This window comes from Pseudomonas sp. MIL19, assembly GCF_028680365.1.
Lineage (GTDB): Bacteria > Pseudomonadota > Gammaproteobacteria > Pseudomonadales > Pseudomonadaceae > Aquipseudomonas > Aquipseudomonas spirodelae.
Genome location: NZ_JAPPVG010000002.1, coordinates 195,067 through 213,149, shown reverse-complemented (window position 1 = coordinate 213,149; position 18,083 = coordinate 195,067). Strand labels below are relative to the sequence as shown.

The 18,083-nt window shown below is 59.2% G+C and carries 14 protein-coding genes; 11 read left to right on the top strand and 3 right to left on the bottom strand.

The window, feature by feature from the left end:
• The first annotated feature begins 137 nt into the window (after window positions 1-137).
• Window positions 138-1,583 carry an HDOD domain-containing protein gene (locus N1078_RS02730; RefSeq protein ID WP_274086666.1) on the top strand — a complete coding sequence of 482 codons (1,446 nt, stop codon included), beginning with the start codon at window positions 138-140 and terminating at the stop codon, window positions 1,581-1,583.
• Here N1078_RS02730 and N1078_RS02725 read toward each other — a convergent pair whose 3' ends face one another.
• Together N1078_RS02725 and gloB are read right to left on the bottom strand one after the other, a co-directional pair.
• Window positions 1,584-3,122: a LysM peptidoglycan-binding domain-containing protein gene (locus N1078_RS02725; RefSeq protein ID WP_274086665.1), complete on the bottom strand. Its 1,539-nt coding sequence runs from the start codon at window positions 3,120-3,122 to the stop codon at window positions 1,584-1,586.
• Window positions 3,123-3,221: 99 nt separating this feature from the next.
• Window positions 3,222-3,995 carry a hydroxyacylglutathione hydrolase gene (gene gloB / locus N1078_RS02720; RefSeq protein WP_274086735.1) on the bottom strand — a complete coding sequence of 258 codons (774 nt, stop codon included), beginning with the start codon at window positions 3,993-3,995 and terminating at the stop codon, window positions 3,222-3,224.
• A 74-nt stretch (window positions 3,996-4,069) separates the two neighbouring features.
• Here gloB and N1078_RS02715 point away from each other — a divergent pair, with 74 nt between their 5' ends.
• The 7 genes from N1078_RS02715 to nudC all read left to right on the top strand — a co-directional run bounded on the left by N1078_RS02715 (window position 4,070) and on the right by nudC (window position 12,101).
• Entirely contained in the window at window positions 4,070-4,831 is a 762-nt protein-coding gene (locus N1078_RS02715) for a class I SAM-dependent methyltransferase (RefSeq protein WP_274086664.1), read from the top strand.
• Between the two features lie 36 nt (window positions 4,832-4,867).
• Entirely contained in the window at window positions 4,868-5,320 is a 453-nt protein-coding gene (gene rnhA / locus N1078_RS02710; protein ID WP_274086663.1) for a ribonuclease HI, read from the top strand.
• Window positions 5,313-6,056: a DNA polymerase III subunit epsilon gene (dnaQ, locus tag N1078_RS02705; protein ID WP_274086662.1), complete on the top strand. Its 744-nt coding sequence runs from the start codon at window positions 5,313-5,315 to the stop codon at window positions 6,054-6,056. The genes rnhA and dnaQ overlap by 8 nt, the downstream gene beginning before the upstream one ends.
• A gap of 175 nt (window positions 6,057-6,231) precedes the next feature.
• A complete protein-coding gene (locus tag N1078_RS02700; protein ID WP_274086661.1) occupies window positions 6,232-8,490 on the top strand; it encodes an Orn/Lys/Arg decarboxylase N-terminal domain-containing protein in 2,259 nt (752 codons plus the stop codon).
• A gap of 238 nt (window positions 8,491-8,728) precedes the next feature.
• Window positions 8,729-9,541, top strand: a complete 813-nt coding sequence (locus N1078_RS02695; RefSeq protein ID WP_274086660.1) for a crotonase/enoyl-CoA hydratase family protein — start codon at window positions 8,729-8,731, stop codon at window positions 9,539-9,541.
• A 50-nt stretch (window positions 9,542-9,591) separates the two neighbouring features.
• Window positions 9,592-11,271, top strand: a complete 1,680-nt coding sequence (locus N1078_RS02690) for a ferrous iron transporter B (protein WP_274086659.1) — start codon at window positions 9,592-9,594, stop codon at window positions 11,269-11,271.
• A gap of 2 nt (window positions 11,272-11,273) precedes the next feature.
• Window positions 11,274-12,101 (top strand): NAD(+) diphosphatase, encoded by an 828-nt coding sequence (gene nudC / locus N1078_RS02685; protein ID WP_411912075.1) that lies wholly within the window; start codon window positions 11,274-11,276, stop codon window positions 12,099-12,101.
• On the opposite strand, the gene N1078_RS02680 is transcribed toward nudC, so the two are convergent.
• A complete protein-coding gene (locus N1078_RS02680) occupies window positions 12,069-12,854 on the bottom strand; it encodes a TSUP family transporter (protein WP_274086658.1) in 786 nt (261 codons plus the stop codon). The two genes, nudC and N1078_RS02680, sit on opposite strands and share 33 nt — an antisense overlap.
• 172 nt (window positions 12,855-13,026) lie before the next feature.
• Here N1078_RS02680 and N1078_RS02675 point away from each other — a divergent pair, with 172 nt between their 5' ends.
• From N1078_RS02675 to xdhB, 3 genes are all read left to right on the top strand, one after another.
• On the top strand, window positions 13,027-13,674 hold the full coding sequence (locus N1078_RS02675; RefSeq protein ID WP_274086657.1) for a hypothetical protein: 648 nt from the start codon (window positions 13,027-13,029) through the stop codon (window positions 13,672-13,674).
• A 388-nt stretch (window positions 13,675-14,062) separates the two neighbouring features.
• Complete coding sequence (gene xdhA / locus N1078_RS02670) at window positions 14,063-15,502, top strand: xanthine dehydrogenase small subunit (RefSeq protein WP_274086656.1); 1,440 nt, start codon at window positions 14,063-14,065, stop codon at window positions 15,500-15,502.
• Complete coding sequence (xdhB, locus tag N1078_RS02665; RefSeq protein WP_274086655.1) at window positions 15,495-17,891, top strand: xanthine dehydrogenase molybdopterin binding subunit; 2,397 nt, start codon at window positions 15,495-15,497, stop codon at window positions 17,889-17,891. Before xdhA ends, xdhB begins: the two co-directional genes overlap by 8 nt.
• The last annotated feature ends 192 nt before the right edge of the window (window positions 17,892-18,083 follow it).

The following is an 18,083-nucleotide window of genomic DNA, read 5'->3' as shown; positions in this document are numbered from 1 at the left end:
TATCCGATCCGTGGCGTCTTGGGGGCTGCTGGTCAGGCACATTAACAGCTTGTATCCGCTGGAAAAAGGGTAGGCTCGCAGGTAAGCAATAGTGGCAATTTAACTACACTGAAACGACTCATTACGAGGACACTGATTTGGCTACAAAATGCCATGGTTTGCAGTCATGGATTGATCGCTTTAATCAAGCCGAATTACCCGCCCTGGCCTCGGTGGTGCATGACCTGCATCGCCTGACGCTGGGCGATAAATCATCGGTTCAGCAATTAGCCGATGTGCTGTTGCGTGATGCCGCGCTGACCGCCAAGGTCCTGCGTATCGGCAACAGCGTCTATTACAACCCGTCCCAGGAAACCATTCGCACCATCTCTCGGGCCATTGTGCTGATCGGCTTCGATAACGTGCGGCAGATCGGCCTGTCCGTCAGCCTGATTGATGGGCTGTTGGCCCGCAGTTCGCGGGATCAGCTGGCCGAATTGCTGGCGCGTTCGTTCCATGCCGCCGTGCAGGCGCGCAATATTGCCGGCTACGTGCTAGCTAAAAACGATGAAGAGGTGTTTATCGCCGCGTTGCTGCATAACGTCGGTGAATTAGCATTCTGGGGCTGCGCGGCTGATGTTGCCGATGAGTTGGCCAGTGCCCTGGCGCAACCAGGGGCGGAAGAAGATGAGGTGGTGATGCAGGTGCTGGGCACCAGCTTTCGTCAGTTGAGCCAGGCCTTGGTGAAAAGCTGGAACCTGGGCGACACCGTCAGCCTGGCGCATCAGTCGACCAGCCAGCACGACCCTGCAGTCAAAGCGGTGACCTTGGGGGTGAAGATCAGCCAGGCGGCGCTGGACGGCTGGGATACGCCGGCGATGGACGCCTTGGTCGTGCAATTGGCTGGCTTTATTGGCGTGACCTCGGAGGAAGCCATGCAGCAAGTGCTGGCCAGTGCCGAGGAAACGGTGAAGATGGCTGCCACCTTCGGCGCTAGCCAACTGTGCAAGCTGATTCCTAATACCGACCCGGAACAAATTCTGCTGCAGCGCGAACAGCGCAAAGCACGGTTGCTACAGCCCAATTTGCTGGTTTTGCAGCAAGCGCTGCAGGACCTTGGGTTGATGGTGACGCGGCGTTCTGATCTGGGGCTGGTGCTCGATACCCTGTTTAAGGGGCTGCATCAGGGCGCGGGGCTGGAGCGCATCATGCTGGTGGTGCTGGCCGACGGGCAGAGCTGTTTTCGCGCCAAACGGGTGATCGGTGAGGGTACCGAGAGTTGGGCGCATGATTTCATCTTGCCCGTTTCCCAGCAGGAGCAGCCGCATATATTCAGTTATGCCCTGCGCAATAAAGAGGCGCTATGGATGGGGGTGCCGGCCAGCTACAACCTCAATGAGTTAGTCACCCAGCCGATTCGTCAGCGCCTGGGGCAGGGCATGTTCTTTGTTGCGCCGCTGTTGGCCGGTGCGCGGGAGATTGGCCTGCTGTACGCCGACGGCCGGGTGTCCGGGCGGGCGTTGAAGCATGAGCAATTTGTCGCCTTCCAACGCTTTACCCAGTTAACCGGGCGTTGCCTGGAGGCGATGAGCAAGAAGGCTTGATCAGTCGGCGCTATACAGCGTCAGGGTCTGGCCGGGCTTGATGGCTTTACCCGCCTTGGGGTTCCAGTTCTGCAGTGTCTTCATCGGCACCTTGAGGCGCTTGGCGATCAGGTAAAGCGAATCGCCCTGGCGGACCTTGTAATAGGTTGCGCTTTGCCTAGGGCTATTGGTTTTGCCCGCTTGTAGGGTCAGTACCTGGCCAACCTGCAGGCTATTGCCTGATAGCTTATTCCAGCGCCGCACATCTTTAACTGCGACCTGATGATGCTTGGCGATCTGCCAGAGGCTATCGCCACGTTTCACCCGGTAGGTGCGGTGTTGTGTGCGCTGTACTGTGGTCAGTGGGTGCAGCGTTTCGCGGGCGACTACCCTAGGCTGGCCAGGAATGCTGAGCATCTGGCCGATGCGTAAGTGACTGCCGGAGAGCTTATTGATGTCCTTCAGGGTGCTCACGGTGACTTGGTGGCGATTAGCAATGCTGTGCAGGCTGTCGCCCGAGCGCACGCGGTACTGCTGCCATTGCACCATCTCCTGGGGCTTCATTTGCGACAGGTTGGCAGTCAGTTGTTCGGCCTTATCGGTCGGCACCAGTAGATGCTGTGGGCCATCCAGGGTAATACCTTTTTTAAAGGCGGGGTTGAGCAGGTACAGCTCGTCTTCATCCAGGCCGGCTATGGCGGCTACACGGGCCAAGTCCATGTGCTGCTTGAACTCAACCTGTTCGAAGTAAGGTTCGTTTGCCACTGGGGCGAGGCTCACGCCATAGGCCTGCGGCGTCATCACGACCTGCGACAGGGCTAACAGCTTGGGCACGTAATTCTGCGTTTCAGTTGGCAGCGAAAGGTTCCAGTAATCGGTCGGCAGGCCGAGTTTCTGGTTGCGCTCAATCGCCCGGCTGACCCTGCCTTCACCAGCGTTATAGGCCGCCAGTGCGAGTAGCCAGTCACCGTTGAACATTTCTTTAAGGCGCGACAGGTAACTGATGGCGGCATCAGTCGAGGCCATCACATCGCGGCGGCCGTCGTACCAGTTGGTTTGGCGAAGGTTGAAGTAGCGCCCGGTGGACGGAATGAACTGCCAGAGCCCGGCGGCATGAGCATGGGAGTAGGCCTGGGGGTTGTAGGCACTTTCGATCATCGGCAGCAGTGCCAACTCCATCGGCATATTGCGCTCTTCCAGGCGCTCAACGATGAAGTGGATGTAGGGGTTGCTGCGTTCGCCGGCTTTTTCGATAAACGATGGATTGCTGACGAACCACAGCCGCTGTTGTTCGATGCGCGGGTTGAGGGTGATGGTCTCTTGCAACTGATAGCCGTTGCGTACCCGCTCCCAAATGTCTGTAGGCGCTTCGGGAACATCCTTGGCGCTGTCTTTCAGCCACTCCGGTTCCTGCTCAAGGCCGACTGTGCGGTCGGGGGCGAGGTGCTGCTGGTTGGTGCTCTGACAGCCCGCCACAGTTATGCATATGATCACCAGAAGCGCCTCGGCGCCGCGTGCTAATGCCTTTAAATTCAAGGTCTTGCGTGGTGATAAAGGCATTGGCGGCGATGTACTTCCCGGCGAAAAGGTCGGGCGATTCTAGAAACGAGCATCCCATTGGTCAAGTTTTAACCAGATTTTTTGTGGGGTTGTCGAGGTTTAGAAGTGATCTTTCCAGGCGCGCAGCGCGGCAAAAACCTCGACTGGCGAGCGGCTTGCGGGCCCTTCGCGCCCAGCGATGCAGGCGATGACTGAAGGTTCTGCGCTGCGTAGAAACGGATTGGTCGCACGCTCCAAACCTATGGATGACGGCAGACTGATCTGCCCGATTTCGCGCCACTGACTGACTTGTTCCACGCGCTGGCTGATTTCGGGGTTTTCAGGCTCAACAGCGGCGGCGAAGCGTAAGTTGCTCAGGGTGTACTCGTGGGTACAGAACACTTGCGTCTGCTCGGGCAGGGCGGCTAGGCGGCTGAGTGAGGCGTGCATTTGCTCGGGCGTGCCTTCGAATAACCGGCCACAACCACCGGCAAAGAGGGTGTCACCGCAAAACAGCCAATGCTGTTCAGGCTGGATATAAGCGATGTGCCCGAGGGTATGCCCTGGCACTTCGACGACGTCAAAACTGTACCCGAGGATCTCTACCAGGTCGCCGTCGCGCAGTGGTAGATCACGTGCGGGTATCTTCTCGTTGGCCGGGCCGAGCACCCGTGCGCCCGTCACGGCCTTGAGCCGTTCCACCCCACCTACATGGTCAAAGTGATGGTGAGTGATCAGGATATCGCTTAACTGCCAGCCAGGATTAGCCGCCAGCCAGGCCTCTACAGGTGCTGCGTCACCCGGGTCGACAACCGCGCAGCGGCGCTGTTCGGCGTCTTGTAGCAGCCAGATATAGTTGTCGGTGAATGCAGGCAGGGCGTCGATTTTTATCATCAGTAGGTCGCTAAGCAGGGCATAAAGGTTCATCTTAGGGCGCAACAGCGGTGCTGGCTACGTAGGTATTTGTTATGACCGATCATCCGTTTGTTCAGGCCGATAGCGAGTGGCTCGATCTCATAGGCGCGGCGCGCGGTTGGCTGGCCGGTCCGCTCGGGCAGTTATTGCTCGAGCAGGAACGGCCGTTATTAGAAGAAGAGCTGGCGCGTTTTTTTGGCGGTTATATGGTGCATTACGGCCCGGCTGCCGATACCCCGCCGGATGCCCAGCAGATTCAGCGCAGTGTGCGCGTGGGCGCGCCGTTCAAAGGCGTCGAGATTGTCTGCGAGGAACACGCCTGGCCGTTGACCGAACATGCCGCCGATGTGGTGGTATTGCAGCACGGTCTGGATTTCAGCCTGTCGCCTCACGGCCTGCTGCGTGAAGCCGCGCGCAGCGTGCGGCCCGGCGGTCATTTGCTGATTGTCGGTATTAACCCGATGAGCAGCTGGGGGATGCGCCATGTATTCACCCGCGATGCGCTGCGTCAGGCACGCTGCATTGCGCCCGGCCGGGTCAGTGACTGGTTGCACCTGCTGGGTTTCGCGCTGGAGAAACGCCGCTTCGGGTGCTATCGTCCGCCGCTTTCTTCGCTGGCCTGGCAGGCACGACTGGCACCGCTGGAGCGCGTGGGCGCCGCCTGGCAGTTGCCGGGTGGTGGTGTTTACGTGCTGGTCGCGCGCAAACTAGTGATTGGCCTGCGCCCACTGCGCCAGCCCAATCGTCAGCAGGTAGGGACGTTGCTGCCGATGCCTGTAGCCAAAGTCAGCCGTCGAGAAACACCGCAGAAATAGAGCCGGCCGATAAATTGAGCGAGAGATTGCAGATACATGAGTGAACAGGTCGAGATCTACACCGACGGCGCCTGCAAGGGTAATCCTGGCGTGGGTGGCTGGGGCGCATTGATGATTTTCAAAGGTGTGGAAAAAGAGTTGTGGGGCGGCGAGGCGGATACCACTAATAACCGCATGGAATTAACCGCCGCCATCCGCGCCCTGGCCGAGTTGAAGCGCTCGTGCGACGTACGCCTGGTGACCGATTCGCAGTATGTGATGCAGGGCATTCAAGACTGGATGCCGAACTGGAAGAAGCGTGGCTGGAAAACCGCCGCCAAGCAGCCGGTGAAAAATGCTGACCTTTGGCAGCAACTCGATGAGCAGGTCAACCGCCATACCGTGACCTGGCAGTGGGTGCGCGGCCATACAGGGCATCCCGGTAACGAGCGCGCCGACCAGTTGGCCAATCGTGGTGTTGATGACGTACGAGGTTTGAAGCATGCGTAGCGTGATTTTGGATACTGAAACCACCGGTATGCCGGTGGCTGACGGCCACCGGATCATCGAAATTGGTTGTGTTGAACTGATTGGCCGCCGGCTGACGGGGCGGCACTTCCACGTTTACCTGCAACCGGATCGTGAGAGCGATGAGGGTGCAATCGCGGTTCACGGTATTACCGATGAGTTCCTCAAGGACAAGCCGCGCTTTAAGGATGTCGCCGATGAGTTCTTTGAATTCATCAAGGGCGCGCAGCTGATCATTCATAACGCCGCGTTCGATATCGGCTTTATTGCCAACGAATTCAACCTGCTGGGGCAGACAGATCGCGCCGAGATCGGCGATTACTGCTCGGTCCTCGACACCCTGCTGATGGCCCGTGAGCGGCATCCGGGGCAACGTAACAACCTCGATGCGCTGTGTAAGCGTTACGGTGTCGATAACTCCGGCCGCGATCTGCACGGCGCCTTGCTTGACGCCGAGATTCTGGCCGACGTCTACCTGACCATGACTGGCGGGCAGACCAATCTGTCCCTGGCCGGTGATGGTTCTGAAGGTGACGGCAATGGCCGTCAGCAACCCACCGCGATTCGTCGTTTGCCTGCCGAGCGTGCCCGCACGCGGGTGATTCAGGCCACTGAAGCTGAGCTTGCTGAGCACAGGGCGCGCCTGGCGATTATCGAGAAGTCTGCCGGCGCCTTGCCGCTGTGGCTGCAAATGGAGCAGCCGCAAGCCGAGGCCTGAGCGGCGAGGGTGGTTGTCGCTTGAGTGAGTTGCAACGGCAGCCACTTCTCGCGAGTTATTCACTCGCGACCTTTTCGTACAGTGTCACGTAGAGGGGGGTTACGCCAGTCAGTGCGAGCCTCTAACCTGAAGCGATCGGCAGGCCCCGCACCTGCCATTCTTCAGGGACGCCACAATGTATAAAGACCTAAAGTTCCCCGTCCTGATTGTGCACCGTGACATCAAGGCCGATACCGTGGCCGGTGACCGGGTACGCGCCATCGCCCAAGAGCTGGAGCAGGACGGCTTCAGTATTCTTTCTACCGCCAGTTCCGCCGAAGGGCGGATTGTTGCTTCCACCCACCACGGCCTGGCCTGCATTCTGGTGGCTGCCGAGGGGGCGGGGGAGAACAACAACCTTTTGCAGGACATGCTTGAGCTGATCCGCATTGCCCGCCGCCGTGCGCCGCAACTGCCGATCTTTGCCATTGGCGAGCAAGTCACCATCGAAAACGCCCCGGCCGAGGCGATGATTGACCTCAATCAGTTGCGCGGCATTCTTTATTTGTTTGAAGACACCGTGCCATTCCTTGCGCGGCAGGTGGCACGCGCGGCGCGTAATTATCTGGATGGTCTGCTGCCGCCGTTCTTCAAGGCGCTGGTACAGCACACCGCGCAATCCAACTACTCCTGGCACACGCCCGGCCATGGTGGCGGAGTGGCGTATCGCAAGAGCCCGGTCGGGCAGGCCTTCCACCAGTTTTTTGGCGAGAATACCTTGCGTTCCGATTTATCTGTCTCGGTGCCGGAGTTGGGTTCGCTGCTTGACCACACCGGCCCGCTGGCCGAGGCGGAAGCCCGCGCGGCGCGTAACTTCGGCGCTGACCACACGTATTTCGTGATTAACGGCACCTCGACTGCGAACAAGATCGTCTGGCACAGCATGGTCGGCCGCGATGATTTGGTACTGGTGGATCGCAATTGCCATAAGTCGATCTTGCATTCGATCATCATGACCGGCGCGATCCCGCTGTACCTGTGCCCGGAGCGCAATGAGCTGGGCATTATCGGGCCGATCCCGCTGTCCGAATTCAGCCGCGAGTCGATTCAGGCGAAGATCGATGCCAGCCCGCTGGCGCGCGGTCGTGTGCCGAGCAGCAGTGGGGCGATGGTCAAGCTGGTGGTGGTGACCAACTCCACTTATGACGGCCTCTGTTACAACGCCGAACTGATCAAACAAACCCTGGGTAACAGCGTCGAGGTGCTGCACTTCGATGAGGCTTGGTACGCCTATGCGGCGTTTCACGAGTTCTATGCCGGGCGCTACGGCATGGGTACGGCGCGCACCGAAGCCGCGCCACTGGTGTTTACCACCCACTCGACGCACAAGCTGCTGGCGGCATTCAGCCAGGCCTCGATGATTCATGTGCAGGATGGCGGTGCGCGCCAACTGGATCGGGATCGCTTCAACGAAGCCTTTATGATGCACATCTCCACCTCGCCGCAGTACGGCATCATCGCCTCACTCGATGTAGCCTCGGCGATGATGGAAGGGCCGGCTGGGCGCTCGCTGATTCAGGAAACCTTCGATGAAGCCCTGAGTTTCCGCCGCGCGCTGGCCAATTTGCGGCAGAACCTCAGCGCTGATGACTGGTGGTTCAGCATCTGGCAGCCGGCCAAGGCCGAAGGCACAGATGATGTGGTGACTGCGGACTGGCTGTTGCAGCCGCAAGCCGATTGGCATGGCTTTGGTGATGTCGCCGAAGATTACGTGCTGCTCGATCCAATCAAAGTCACCTTAGTCACACCCGGGCTGACGGCCGATGGCACGTTGGATGGGCGAGGTATTCCTGCTGCGGTGGTCAGTAAATTCCTCTGGGAGCGTGGCCTGGTGGTGGAGAAAACCGGCCTGTATTCCTTCCTGGTGCTGTTCTCCATGGGCATTACCAAGGGTAAATGGAGCACGCTGCTGACCGAGCTGCTGGAGTTCAAACGCAGCTACGACGCCAACCTGCCGTTAAGCGATGTGCTGCCGTCGATTGCCCAGGCCGGTAAAACCTTCTATCAGGGCATGGGCTTGCGCGATCTGTGCGATGCCTTGCATGCCTGCTATCGAGAAAACGCCACGGCCAAGGCGCTCAAGCGTATGTACACGGTGCTGCCGGAAGTGGCGATCAAACCTGCCGATGCCTACAACCAGCTGGTGCGCGGCGAGGTTGAGGCTGTGCCGATCGAGCAACTGCAAGGGCGGATTGCTGCGGTGATGCTGGTGCCTTATCCGCCGGGTATTCCGCTGATCATGCCGGGCGAGCGCTTTACCGAGCAAACGCGCTCGATCATTGATTACCTGGCCTTTGCCCGCACCTTCGATCGCAGTTTCCCCGGCTTTGATGCCGATGTGCATGGCCTACAGCGTGAGGAGGGGATCTATACGGTCGATTGCATCAAGGCCTGAGGCGCGTCGGGTCGGGGCTTACCGCCCGGCCCGTCACAAGCAACCCCGCTCCGTTCAGGTTGCCTCGGTAGATCAAGCGCTTATCGCCGATAGGTGAATATTGAGCTTAAGGTTGATGGCGTGTTCTGCGTCACACTGGCCGGCATCGACATTTGTCGGTTGGTTGTTATAGTTGCTCGATTTTTAGCATAAGAAAAATCCATATCGTGCGCTTGCGCCCCAGCTGAGGATGACTGCCGTGTCCGACTACAAAGCCTTTAATGTCGTGTTGGCAGATAAGGTCGCCCACGTGGTGATCAATCGCCCAGAGAAAGTGAATGCGATGAACGCGGACTTCTGGCGCGAAATCATCGATATTTTCCGCTGGGTCGACGACACCGATGAGGTGCGCGCCGTGGTGATCTCGGGCGCGGGCAAGCATTTCTCCTCAGGCATCGACCTGATGATGCTGGCCTCTGTCGGCAGCCAGTTGGGCCCTGATGTCGGGCGCAACGCAGAAAAACTGCGGCGCAAAATTCTCGAACTGCAAGCCTCATTTAATGCCGTGGACAATTGCCGTAAGCCCGTACTGGCGGCCATTCAGGGCTATTGCCTGGGTGGCGCGATTGACCTGGTCTCGGCCTGCGACATGCGTTATTCGACGGTCGATGCGCAGTTCTCGATCAAGGAAATCGATATCGGCATGGCCGCGGACGTCGGCACCCTGCAGCGTCTGCCACGCATTATTGGCGACGGCATGATGCGCGAGCTGGCCTTTACCGGGCGCACCATCGACGGTGAAGAGGCCCGCAGCATTGGCTTGGTCAACCGTACTTATGCCGATGCCGATGCGTTGCTGGATAGCGTGATGGGCATTGCCCGCGAGATCGCCAGTAAGTCCCCAGTGGCGATTCGTGGCACTAAAGAGATGATTCGCTACATGCGCGATCACCGCGTTGATGACGGCCTGGAGTACATCGCCACCTGGAACGCCGCCATGCTGCAGTCGGTGGACCTGCGCGTGGCGATGACGGCGCACATGAGTAAGCAGAAGCCTGAGTTTGCTGACTGATGCAGTCCTTGCACTTGTACTTATCACTGACGCGGGAGGCGCAATAGCACATGGTTTCTGGAGCCACGTCGCTTAATCTGGTGCGCGATGAATTGTTCGCCACCATGGAAGAGGCCGAGTCGAGCCTTGAGCACTTTATTGCCGACCGCCACAACGGCAGCCTGCTGCAACAAGCCGTGGAAAACCTGCATCAGGTGCGCGGCACGCTGAACCTGATCGAGCTGACCGGCGCCGAATTGCTGGCGCAGGAAGTGCTGGATCAAGCGACCGATATCCCCGCAGGTGCCGGTGAAGAGCGCGATGTGCAGCTTTCAGCCTTGAGTAACGCCTTGCACGTACTGCGTCGTTACCTAGAGAACGTCGAAGCCAATCGCCAGGAAATGCCTGAACTATTGTTGCCAGCGATCAATGACCTGCGTCAGGCCGGCGGTCAGCCTGCCTTACCGGAAAGCTTCTTTTTTAGCGTGCGTCTTGACCACGCTCGCCCGCATACCGCGCCGCCTGCCATTGATGGCGCGGCGCGCGAAAGTGAAGGCCGACGCTTGCGGCACATGTACCAAGTGGGCTTGCTGGGCTTTATTCGTGAGCAGAACCCACAGGCCAGTCTCAAATTGATGGGGCGTGCACTGAGCCGTGTCGACGGCCTATTTGCCAATGAACCACGCGGGCGGCTGTGCTGGGTCGGTGCTGCGGCTGTCGAGGCGCAGGTTGACGGCCAGTTGCTGGCGCGTAAATCGCGCAAGCAGTTGTTCTCGCGCATTGATCGTGAACTTAAACAGACACTCGCTAATCCTCAGTACGAAGCGCCCCGTGGCCTGCTTAAAGAGCTGCTCTATCTGGTGGCTCTGGCCGGAACGCGCGGGCCACAAGTGACGGCCCTGAGTGAAGTGTTCGGTTTGGCGCCACTGCCGTTTACCGATCACTTGCTTGAAGAGGAATACCAGCGCCTGGCCGGTCCTGGTCAGGCGGTAATGCGTTCGCTGAGCTCGGCGATCCGTGAAGAACTCAATAGCCTGAAAGACATGCTCGATCTGATCGAGCGCGGCACATTGCAGAGCGACAGCCTCAATACCCTGCATGCCTTACTTGGCAAGTTGAGCAAGACCCTCGGCATGGTCGGGCTCAGCTCTGCCGGCAACTCGTTGAGTGCCCAGTTGCCCATTGTTGCCAGTTGGGGGGAGGCGAGTGCGCCGCAACTGCAGGCGCTGAACAAGCTGGCGGATGCAGTGCTCTACGTCGAAGGCATGGTCGCCAGCCTGGAGAGTGGTGAGCGCCGTGAAGTACGGTCTGCCCCGGCGCAATCTGGCAATGAGGCCGAATCGTTTGCCATGCATCAGCTCAATGAAGCACGCATTGTTGTGGTCGATGAAGCGCAGGCGGGTTTGGCGTTGGCCAAGCGCGCGATTACGGCGTACCTCGAGTCGGGCGGTGAGCGTATGCACCTGTCCAACGTACCGCTCAGCCTGCAGGCCGTGCGCGGTGGTTTGTGGTTTCTCGAGCAAAAGCGCGCCGCCGCGTTGGTCGGTGCCTGCGCCGATTACATCCAAAAGCAGATGTTTGATGCGCCGCAGATGCCTTCCGAACAGATGCTGGAAACGCTCGCTGATGCACTCAGTAGCCTTGAGTATTACCTGGAAGCCGGCGCAGTGATGCGTCCGGAAACTCAGCCAAGTGTGCTCGACCTCGCCGCTGAAAGCGTGCGGGCGTTGGGTATGCCGTTGGAGGCCTGAGTATGCAGCGCTGGCAAGCCACCTTTATCGACAGTCAGCAGCCTGGCGGCTGGGTTGTCGTGCATTTTAAGCAGCACTTTCTGGCCGATAGCAACGGCGTACTGTTCCCCCGTGAATGGTTAAAGAAGCAAGATTTACCGGTGCTCGCCGAGCATGGCTTGGGCCATTTTGATGGCGATGCGGTTTACCTGCTGGAGCTGGACCAGCCCTTCGAGATGCCAGGGTTTGTTTGGCAGAGCCTGCGCCAATTCATGCTGCAAGGCGATGCGGACACCTTCAAGTTGCTCAGCTACGCCACGCAGATCGGCACATGGGCCAGCCAGCATCGCTTCTGTGGCAGCTGTGGCGGGGCAATGCAGCATGTCCCTGGGCAGCGGGCCATGCATTGCCCGCGTTGTGAGTTGCAGCATTATCCGCGGCTTTCACCCAGCATGATTGTGCTGGTTACGCGCGGCGATGAGATCCTCCTGGCGCGTTCTCCACGCTTCGTTTCCGGTATTTACAGCACCCTGGCCGGCTTTGTCGAAGCCGGTGAGTCGGTGGAGCAGTGCGTAGCCCGTGAAGTGCGCGAAGAAGTGGGGGTCGAAATCAATAATGTGCAGTACCTGGGCAGCCAGGGCTGGCCTTTCCCGCACTCCCTGATGCTGGGCTTTCATGCCGAATACGCCTCGGGCGAGATCGTCATGCAGGTCGATGAGATTGAGGATGCGCAATGGTTCAGCGTGCACGATCTGCCGCCGTTACCGGCGGCACGCTCGATTGCGCGTTACCTGATTGATGCCTATGTCGCGCGCCGTTTAGGCCAGCCCGAACCAGTGCTGCCAGGCTAGACGCACGGTCAAGCCCAGCACCACGAGGATGAACACTGGGCGGATAAACTTTGAGCCGCCCTTGATCGCGGTGCGTGCGCCGAGAAACGCACCGACCATCAGCGCCAGACCCATGCACAGGCCGAGCAGCCAGGCCACTTGCCCGCTGAAGATAAACACGCTGAGTGCACAAATATTGCTGACAAAATTCATGCTGCGGGCTACGCCGCTGGCCTTAACCAGGTCAAGCGGGTAGAGCAGCAGGCTGCTGACCGTCCAGAACGCTCCCGTTCCCGGCCCGGCCACGCCGTCATAAAAACCCAGGCTCAGGCTCTGTGGCCACTGCCGGCCCTGGGCGATCGGTGCGTCGGCGAGCAGCGGCGCTGCTGGGGTTTTACCAAACAGCAGATACAAGCCGCAGGCAAATACCACCACAGGCAGCATCTGGTTCAACCACGCCGACGGTAACCATTGCGCCATCGCCGCGCCAAGCAGTGCACCCGCCGCTGTGCCGATCAACGCATTGCGCCATTGGCTGGGGTCAAACAATTTGCGCCGGTAGAAGGTGTAACTGGCAGCCGCCGCGCCAAAGGTCGAACTAAGCTTGTTGGTCCCCAGCGCCAGATGCGGCGGGAGGCCGGCAGTCAAAAGCGCGGGAATGGTCAGCAGGCCACCGCCGCCAGCAATGGCATCGATAAAGCCGGCAATAAACGCGACCAGAGCAAGGATGGCCAGCGTCGACAGGTCAACGCTGAGTTCAAATGGGAAGACCATGGAGATTTACCGGGAGTTTTTTAAAGGTCATGTAGCGATGGGCAGACGATAGCCACGAAAAACAACAGGCTATAAAACACGCCCTGTGTCTAATTGTGTTGCTCGCTTGCTGTTCGCCAGCCTGGCAGCTGCGCATAATGCCCGCAACTTCAACCATAAGGAATGCACAGCGATGCAATACGATGGACTCGCATGGGCAACGGCGCTGCTGGCGTTGCTGGCTGCTTTTGTAGCGGTTCGCATTCTGCTTAATCGGCAGTGGTTTCTCGGCTGGTTACGTGGCACTTGCGGCCTGGCATTTCTCGCGTTGGCAGTACTGATCGGCATATTGGCTGTCGATTTGCGCAGCTATGCACCGATTGCCGAAGACAAGCCGCTGGCGACCCTGAGCTTCAAAGCGGATGGCCCGTTGTATCGGGTCACGCTGCTGGAGGGTGGGCGTGAACGTACGCTGACGATGGAAGGTGATCTGTGGCAGTTGGATGCCCGCTTTCTACAGTGGAAGGGCCTGGCGGCATTGATCGGCTTGCAGCCGGGTTATCGTCTGGAAAAGCTCTCGGGGCGTTTTCTTTCGATCGAACAACAAAGCCAGGCCCTGCATACCCGCGTCGAACTGGCACACAGCCCATACGGCATCGACCTGTGGCGCTGGTTGCGGTTGGGTCAGCATGATTTGTTGGTCTTTGATCCTCAGGCGCGCCGAGTGACGTACCTGCCGCTTGCCGATGAAGCGGTTTACAGCATCAATCTGACGCCTGCCGGCTTGCTGGCCGAGCCGATGAACCCCGCAGCTAAACAGGCGCTCAAGGACTGGCAGTAAGGTTCAGCCAGTCAATAGGTTTAAGCACGCCAGCCATCACCTAGCGCCTCGCTAGGTCGATCAAGTGTGGTCGATCGAAAAGCAGCATACAGCCAGGTAACTCTCAGTCCCGTCTCTTTGCGTGCATGCATGTCAGGCTATTTGTCCCAGCTGCAGCGCAGTATTTGGCACAAAAGCCGCTAGCGTTTAAGCAAATTAGCTGAGCTTTCCCGCTCATGGCTGAATTGCATAAAGCGCCTCTGACTTTAGGGTCAAATATTTGTTGACCATAAAGTCAGAAAACTCTAGATTTGCCTCATGCCAAGCCGTGTGGAAACGCTGTGCTGCCCTGTGCAGTCGTTTCAGCAGTGCCTGATAAGAGAACAATAAAAGTGCCTGGAGGTCGTCCTTGATCCAGTTTTTACTCAACCGGGAGCTGCGTACTGAGCATGCCCTCGACCCAAACGTCACCGTGCTCAATTACCTGCGTGAGCATGTCGGCAAATCCGGAACCAAAGAAGGCTGCGCTTCTGGCGACTGTGGTGCCTGCACCGTTGTAGTCGGTGAGCTGGAGGGCGAGCGCGTGCGTTATCGCACCCTCAACTCCTGCCTGACCTTCGTTTCCTCGTTGCACGGCAAGCAACTGATCACGGTTGAAGACCTCAAGTACCAAGGCCAACTGCACAGCGTGCAGCAGGCCATGGTCGACTGCCACGGCTCGCAGTGCGGCTTCTGCACCCCAGGTTTTGTCATGTCGCTGTTCGCCCTGCAGAAAAATAGCAGCGGCTTCGACAAGGCCGACACCCTGGAAGCTCTGGCTGGCAACCTCTGCCGCTGCACCGGCTACCGCCCGATTATTGACGCCGCCGAACAAGCCTGCTGCCAGAAGCAGCCGGACCAGTTCGACGCTTTTGAGCCTCAGACCGTCGCCCAGCTGAAATCTATCGCGCCGCGTGAAACGGCCGAGCTCAACAGCGGCGATAAACGCTGCCTGTTGCCGCTGACCGTGGCCGACCTGGCTGACATCTACGCGGCCAACCCGGAAGCGCGTCTGCTCGCCGGTGGTACCGACCTGGCCCTGGAAGTCACCCAGTTCCACCGCGAACTGCCGGTGATGATTTACGTCGGCCATATCGAAGCGATGAAGCGCGTCGAAGTGACCGCTGACAGCATCGAAATAGGCGCCGCCACCGCGTTGTCCGATTGTTACGCCGCGCTGGCCCAGGACTACCCGGACTTTGGCGAATTGCTGCACCGCTTCGCTTCTTTGCAAATTCGCAACCAGGGCACCCTGGGCGGCAATATCGGTAACGCCTCGCCGATTGGCGACGCGCCGCCGCTGCTGATCGCGCTTGGTGCACAAATCGTCCTGCGTAGAGGCAGCGAAAGCCGCACCTTGCCGATCGAAGATTATTTCCTCGATTACAAAGTGACGGCGCGCCAGGAAGCCGAGTTTATCGAGAAGATCATCGTGCCGCGCTATCAGGGCAAACAGGCATTCCGTGCCTTCAAGGTGTCCAAGCGCCTGGACGATGACATCTCTGCCGTCTGTGCGGCCTTTAATCTGGTGGTCGAAGAGGGCGTGGTGCAAAGCGTGCGTATCGCCTTTGGCGGTATGGCGGCTATCCCGAAGCGTGCCGCTGCCTGTGAAGCGGCTTTGCTTGGCTCTGCCTGGGCCCAAGAAACTATCGAGCGGGCGTGTAATGCGCTGGCCGAGGATTTCACCCCGCTCAGCGACTTCCGCGCCAGCAAGGAATACCGCCTGCTTATTGCGCAGAACCTGCTGCGTAAATGCTTCCTTGAGCTACAAACTCCCGAAGTCGAAACACGGGTGACCGATTATGTCTAACCATCACGTAGCCAAAAGCCAGGCCGAATTGGCTGAACTGTTCCGCGCTGACATCACCACCGGCGTTGGCCGCAGCGTTAAACACGAAAGTGCTGATAAGCATGTATCCGGCGAAGCCATCTACGTCGATGACCGCCTGGAGTTCCCTAACCAGCTGCACGTCTATGCCCGTATGAGCGATCGCGCCCACGCGCGCATCATCAGCATCGACACCGCGCCCTGCTACGCGATTCCCGGTGTCGCCATTGCGATTACCAGCAAGGACGTACCCGGCCAGCTGGATATCGGCCCGGTGGTTGCGGGTGACCCGCTGCTAGCAGACGGAAAAGTTGAATACGTCGGCCAGGTGGTGATCGCCGTCGGCGCCGACAGTCTGGAAACCGCACGCAAGGCGGCTATGGCCGCAATTATCGAATACGAAGACCTTGAGCCGGTACTGGACGTGGTCGATGCGCTGCGCAAGAAACACTTCGTCCTCGATAGCCATCAGCACAAGATCGGCAACTCCGCCGCCGAATTGGCCACTGCACCGCGCCGCCTACAAGGCAGCCTGCATATCGGCGGCCAGGAACACTTCTACCTGGAAACCCAGATTTCCTCAGTAATGCCATCCGAAGACGGCGGCATGATCGTCTACACCTCGACGCAGAACGCCACCGAAGTGCAGAAGTTGGTAGCCGAAGTGCTCGGCGTACCGATGCACAAGATCGTCATTGACATGCGTCGCATGGGCGGCGGTTTCGGCGGCAAGGAAACCCAGGCCGCCGGCCCGGCGTGCCTGTGCGCAGTCATTGCGCACCTCACCGGTCGCCCGACCAAAATGCGCCTGCCGCGCGTCGAAGACATGCAGATCACCGGCAAGCGTCACCCGTTCTACGTCGAATACGACGTCGGCTTTGACGACAACGGCCTGCTGCACGGCATCGAAATCGAACTGGCCGGCAACTGCGGCTACTCGCCGGACCTGTCCGGCTCGATCGTCGACCGCGCGATGTTCCACTCGGACAACGCCTACTTCCTCGGCAACGCCACCATCAATGGTCACCGCTGCAAGACCAACACCGCCTCGAACACCGCCTACCGCGGCTTCGGCGGCCCGCAAGGCATGGTCGCCATCGAGGAGATCATGGATGCGGTCGCCCGCAGCCTGGGCAAAGACCCGCTGGAAGTGCGCAAGCTCAACTACTACGGCAAGACCGAGCGCAACGTCACCCACTATCACCAGACCGTCGAACACAACGTTATCCATGAGATGACCGCCGAACTGGAAGACAGCAGTGACTACGCCAAGCGCCGCGAAGAAATCCGCGCGTTCAACGCCAAAAGTCCGGTACTCAAGAAAGGCCTGGCGCTGACCCCGGTTAAGTTCGGCATCAGTTTTACCGCCACCTTCCTCAACCAGGCTGGCGCGCTAATCCACATCTACACAGACGGTTCAATTCACCTGAACCACGGTGGCACCGAGATGGGCCAGGGCCTCAACACCAAGGTCGCGCAGATCGTCGCTGAAGTGTTGCAGGTGGATATTTCGCGTATCCAGATCACCGCGACCAACACCGACAAGGTGCCAAATACCTCGCCGACTGCCGCCTCCAGCGGTGCTGACCTCAACGGCAAGGCTGCACAGAACGCCGCTGAAACCCTCAAGCAGCGTTTGGTTGATTTTCTGGTGCGCGAATACAAGGTCACTCCGGAAGACGTCGAGTTCCGCAACAGCCAGGTGCGCGTACGTGACCTGTTCCTGAGCTTCGAGGAAGTGATCCAGAAGGCTTATTTCGGCCAGGTATCGCTCTCCAGTACCGGTTTCTACCGCACGCCGAAGATCTTCTATGACCGTGACAAGGCCGCTGGCCGTCCTTTCTACTACTTCGCCTACGGCGCAGCCTGTTCGGAAGTGATCGTCGACACCCTGACCGGTGAGTACAAGATGCTGCGCACCGACATCCTGCATGACGTCGGCGCCTCGCTAAACCCGGCCATCGACATCGGTCAGGTCGAAGGCGCATTCGTGCAGGGCATGGGTTGGCTGACCATGGAAGAGCTGGTGTGGAACGGCAAAGGCAAGCTGATGACCAACGGCCCGGCCAGCTACAAGATCCCGGCCATCGCCGATATGCCGCTGGACCTGCGCGTCAACCTGGTGGAAAACCGCAAGAACCCGGAAGACACCGTATTCCACTCCAAGGCCGTCGGCGAGCCGCCGTTTATGCTCGGCATCGCCGTGTGGTGTGCAATCAAGGACGCCGTGGCAAGTCTGGCGGACTACCGCGTGCAGCCGAACATTGACGCCCCAGCCACGCCGGAACGCGTGCTCTGGGGGGTGGAGCAAATGAAGAAACTGCAGCAGAACGCCAAGGCAATAACCGCCGCAGCGGTTGAGCCGGCCTGAACCTTACGCCAGCATAAGACTGCTGTGGGAGGGGCTTTAGCCGCGACAATCGCCGCTGAAGCGCCTCCTACAGACAGAAGAATCACTACCGACGCCACAGGTGTCCAACAATGACAAAACACACCGAAGCGAAACCGCAAACACCGCCGCCGACGCAGGTACCGATACTGGACCCGTCGCCAAGCAACTGGC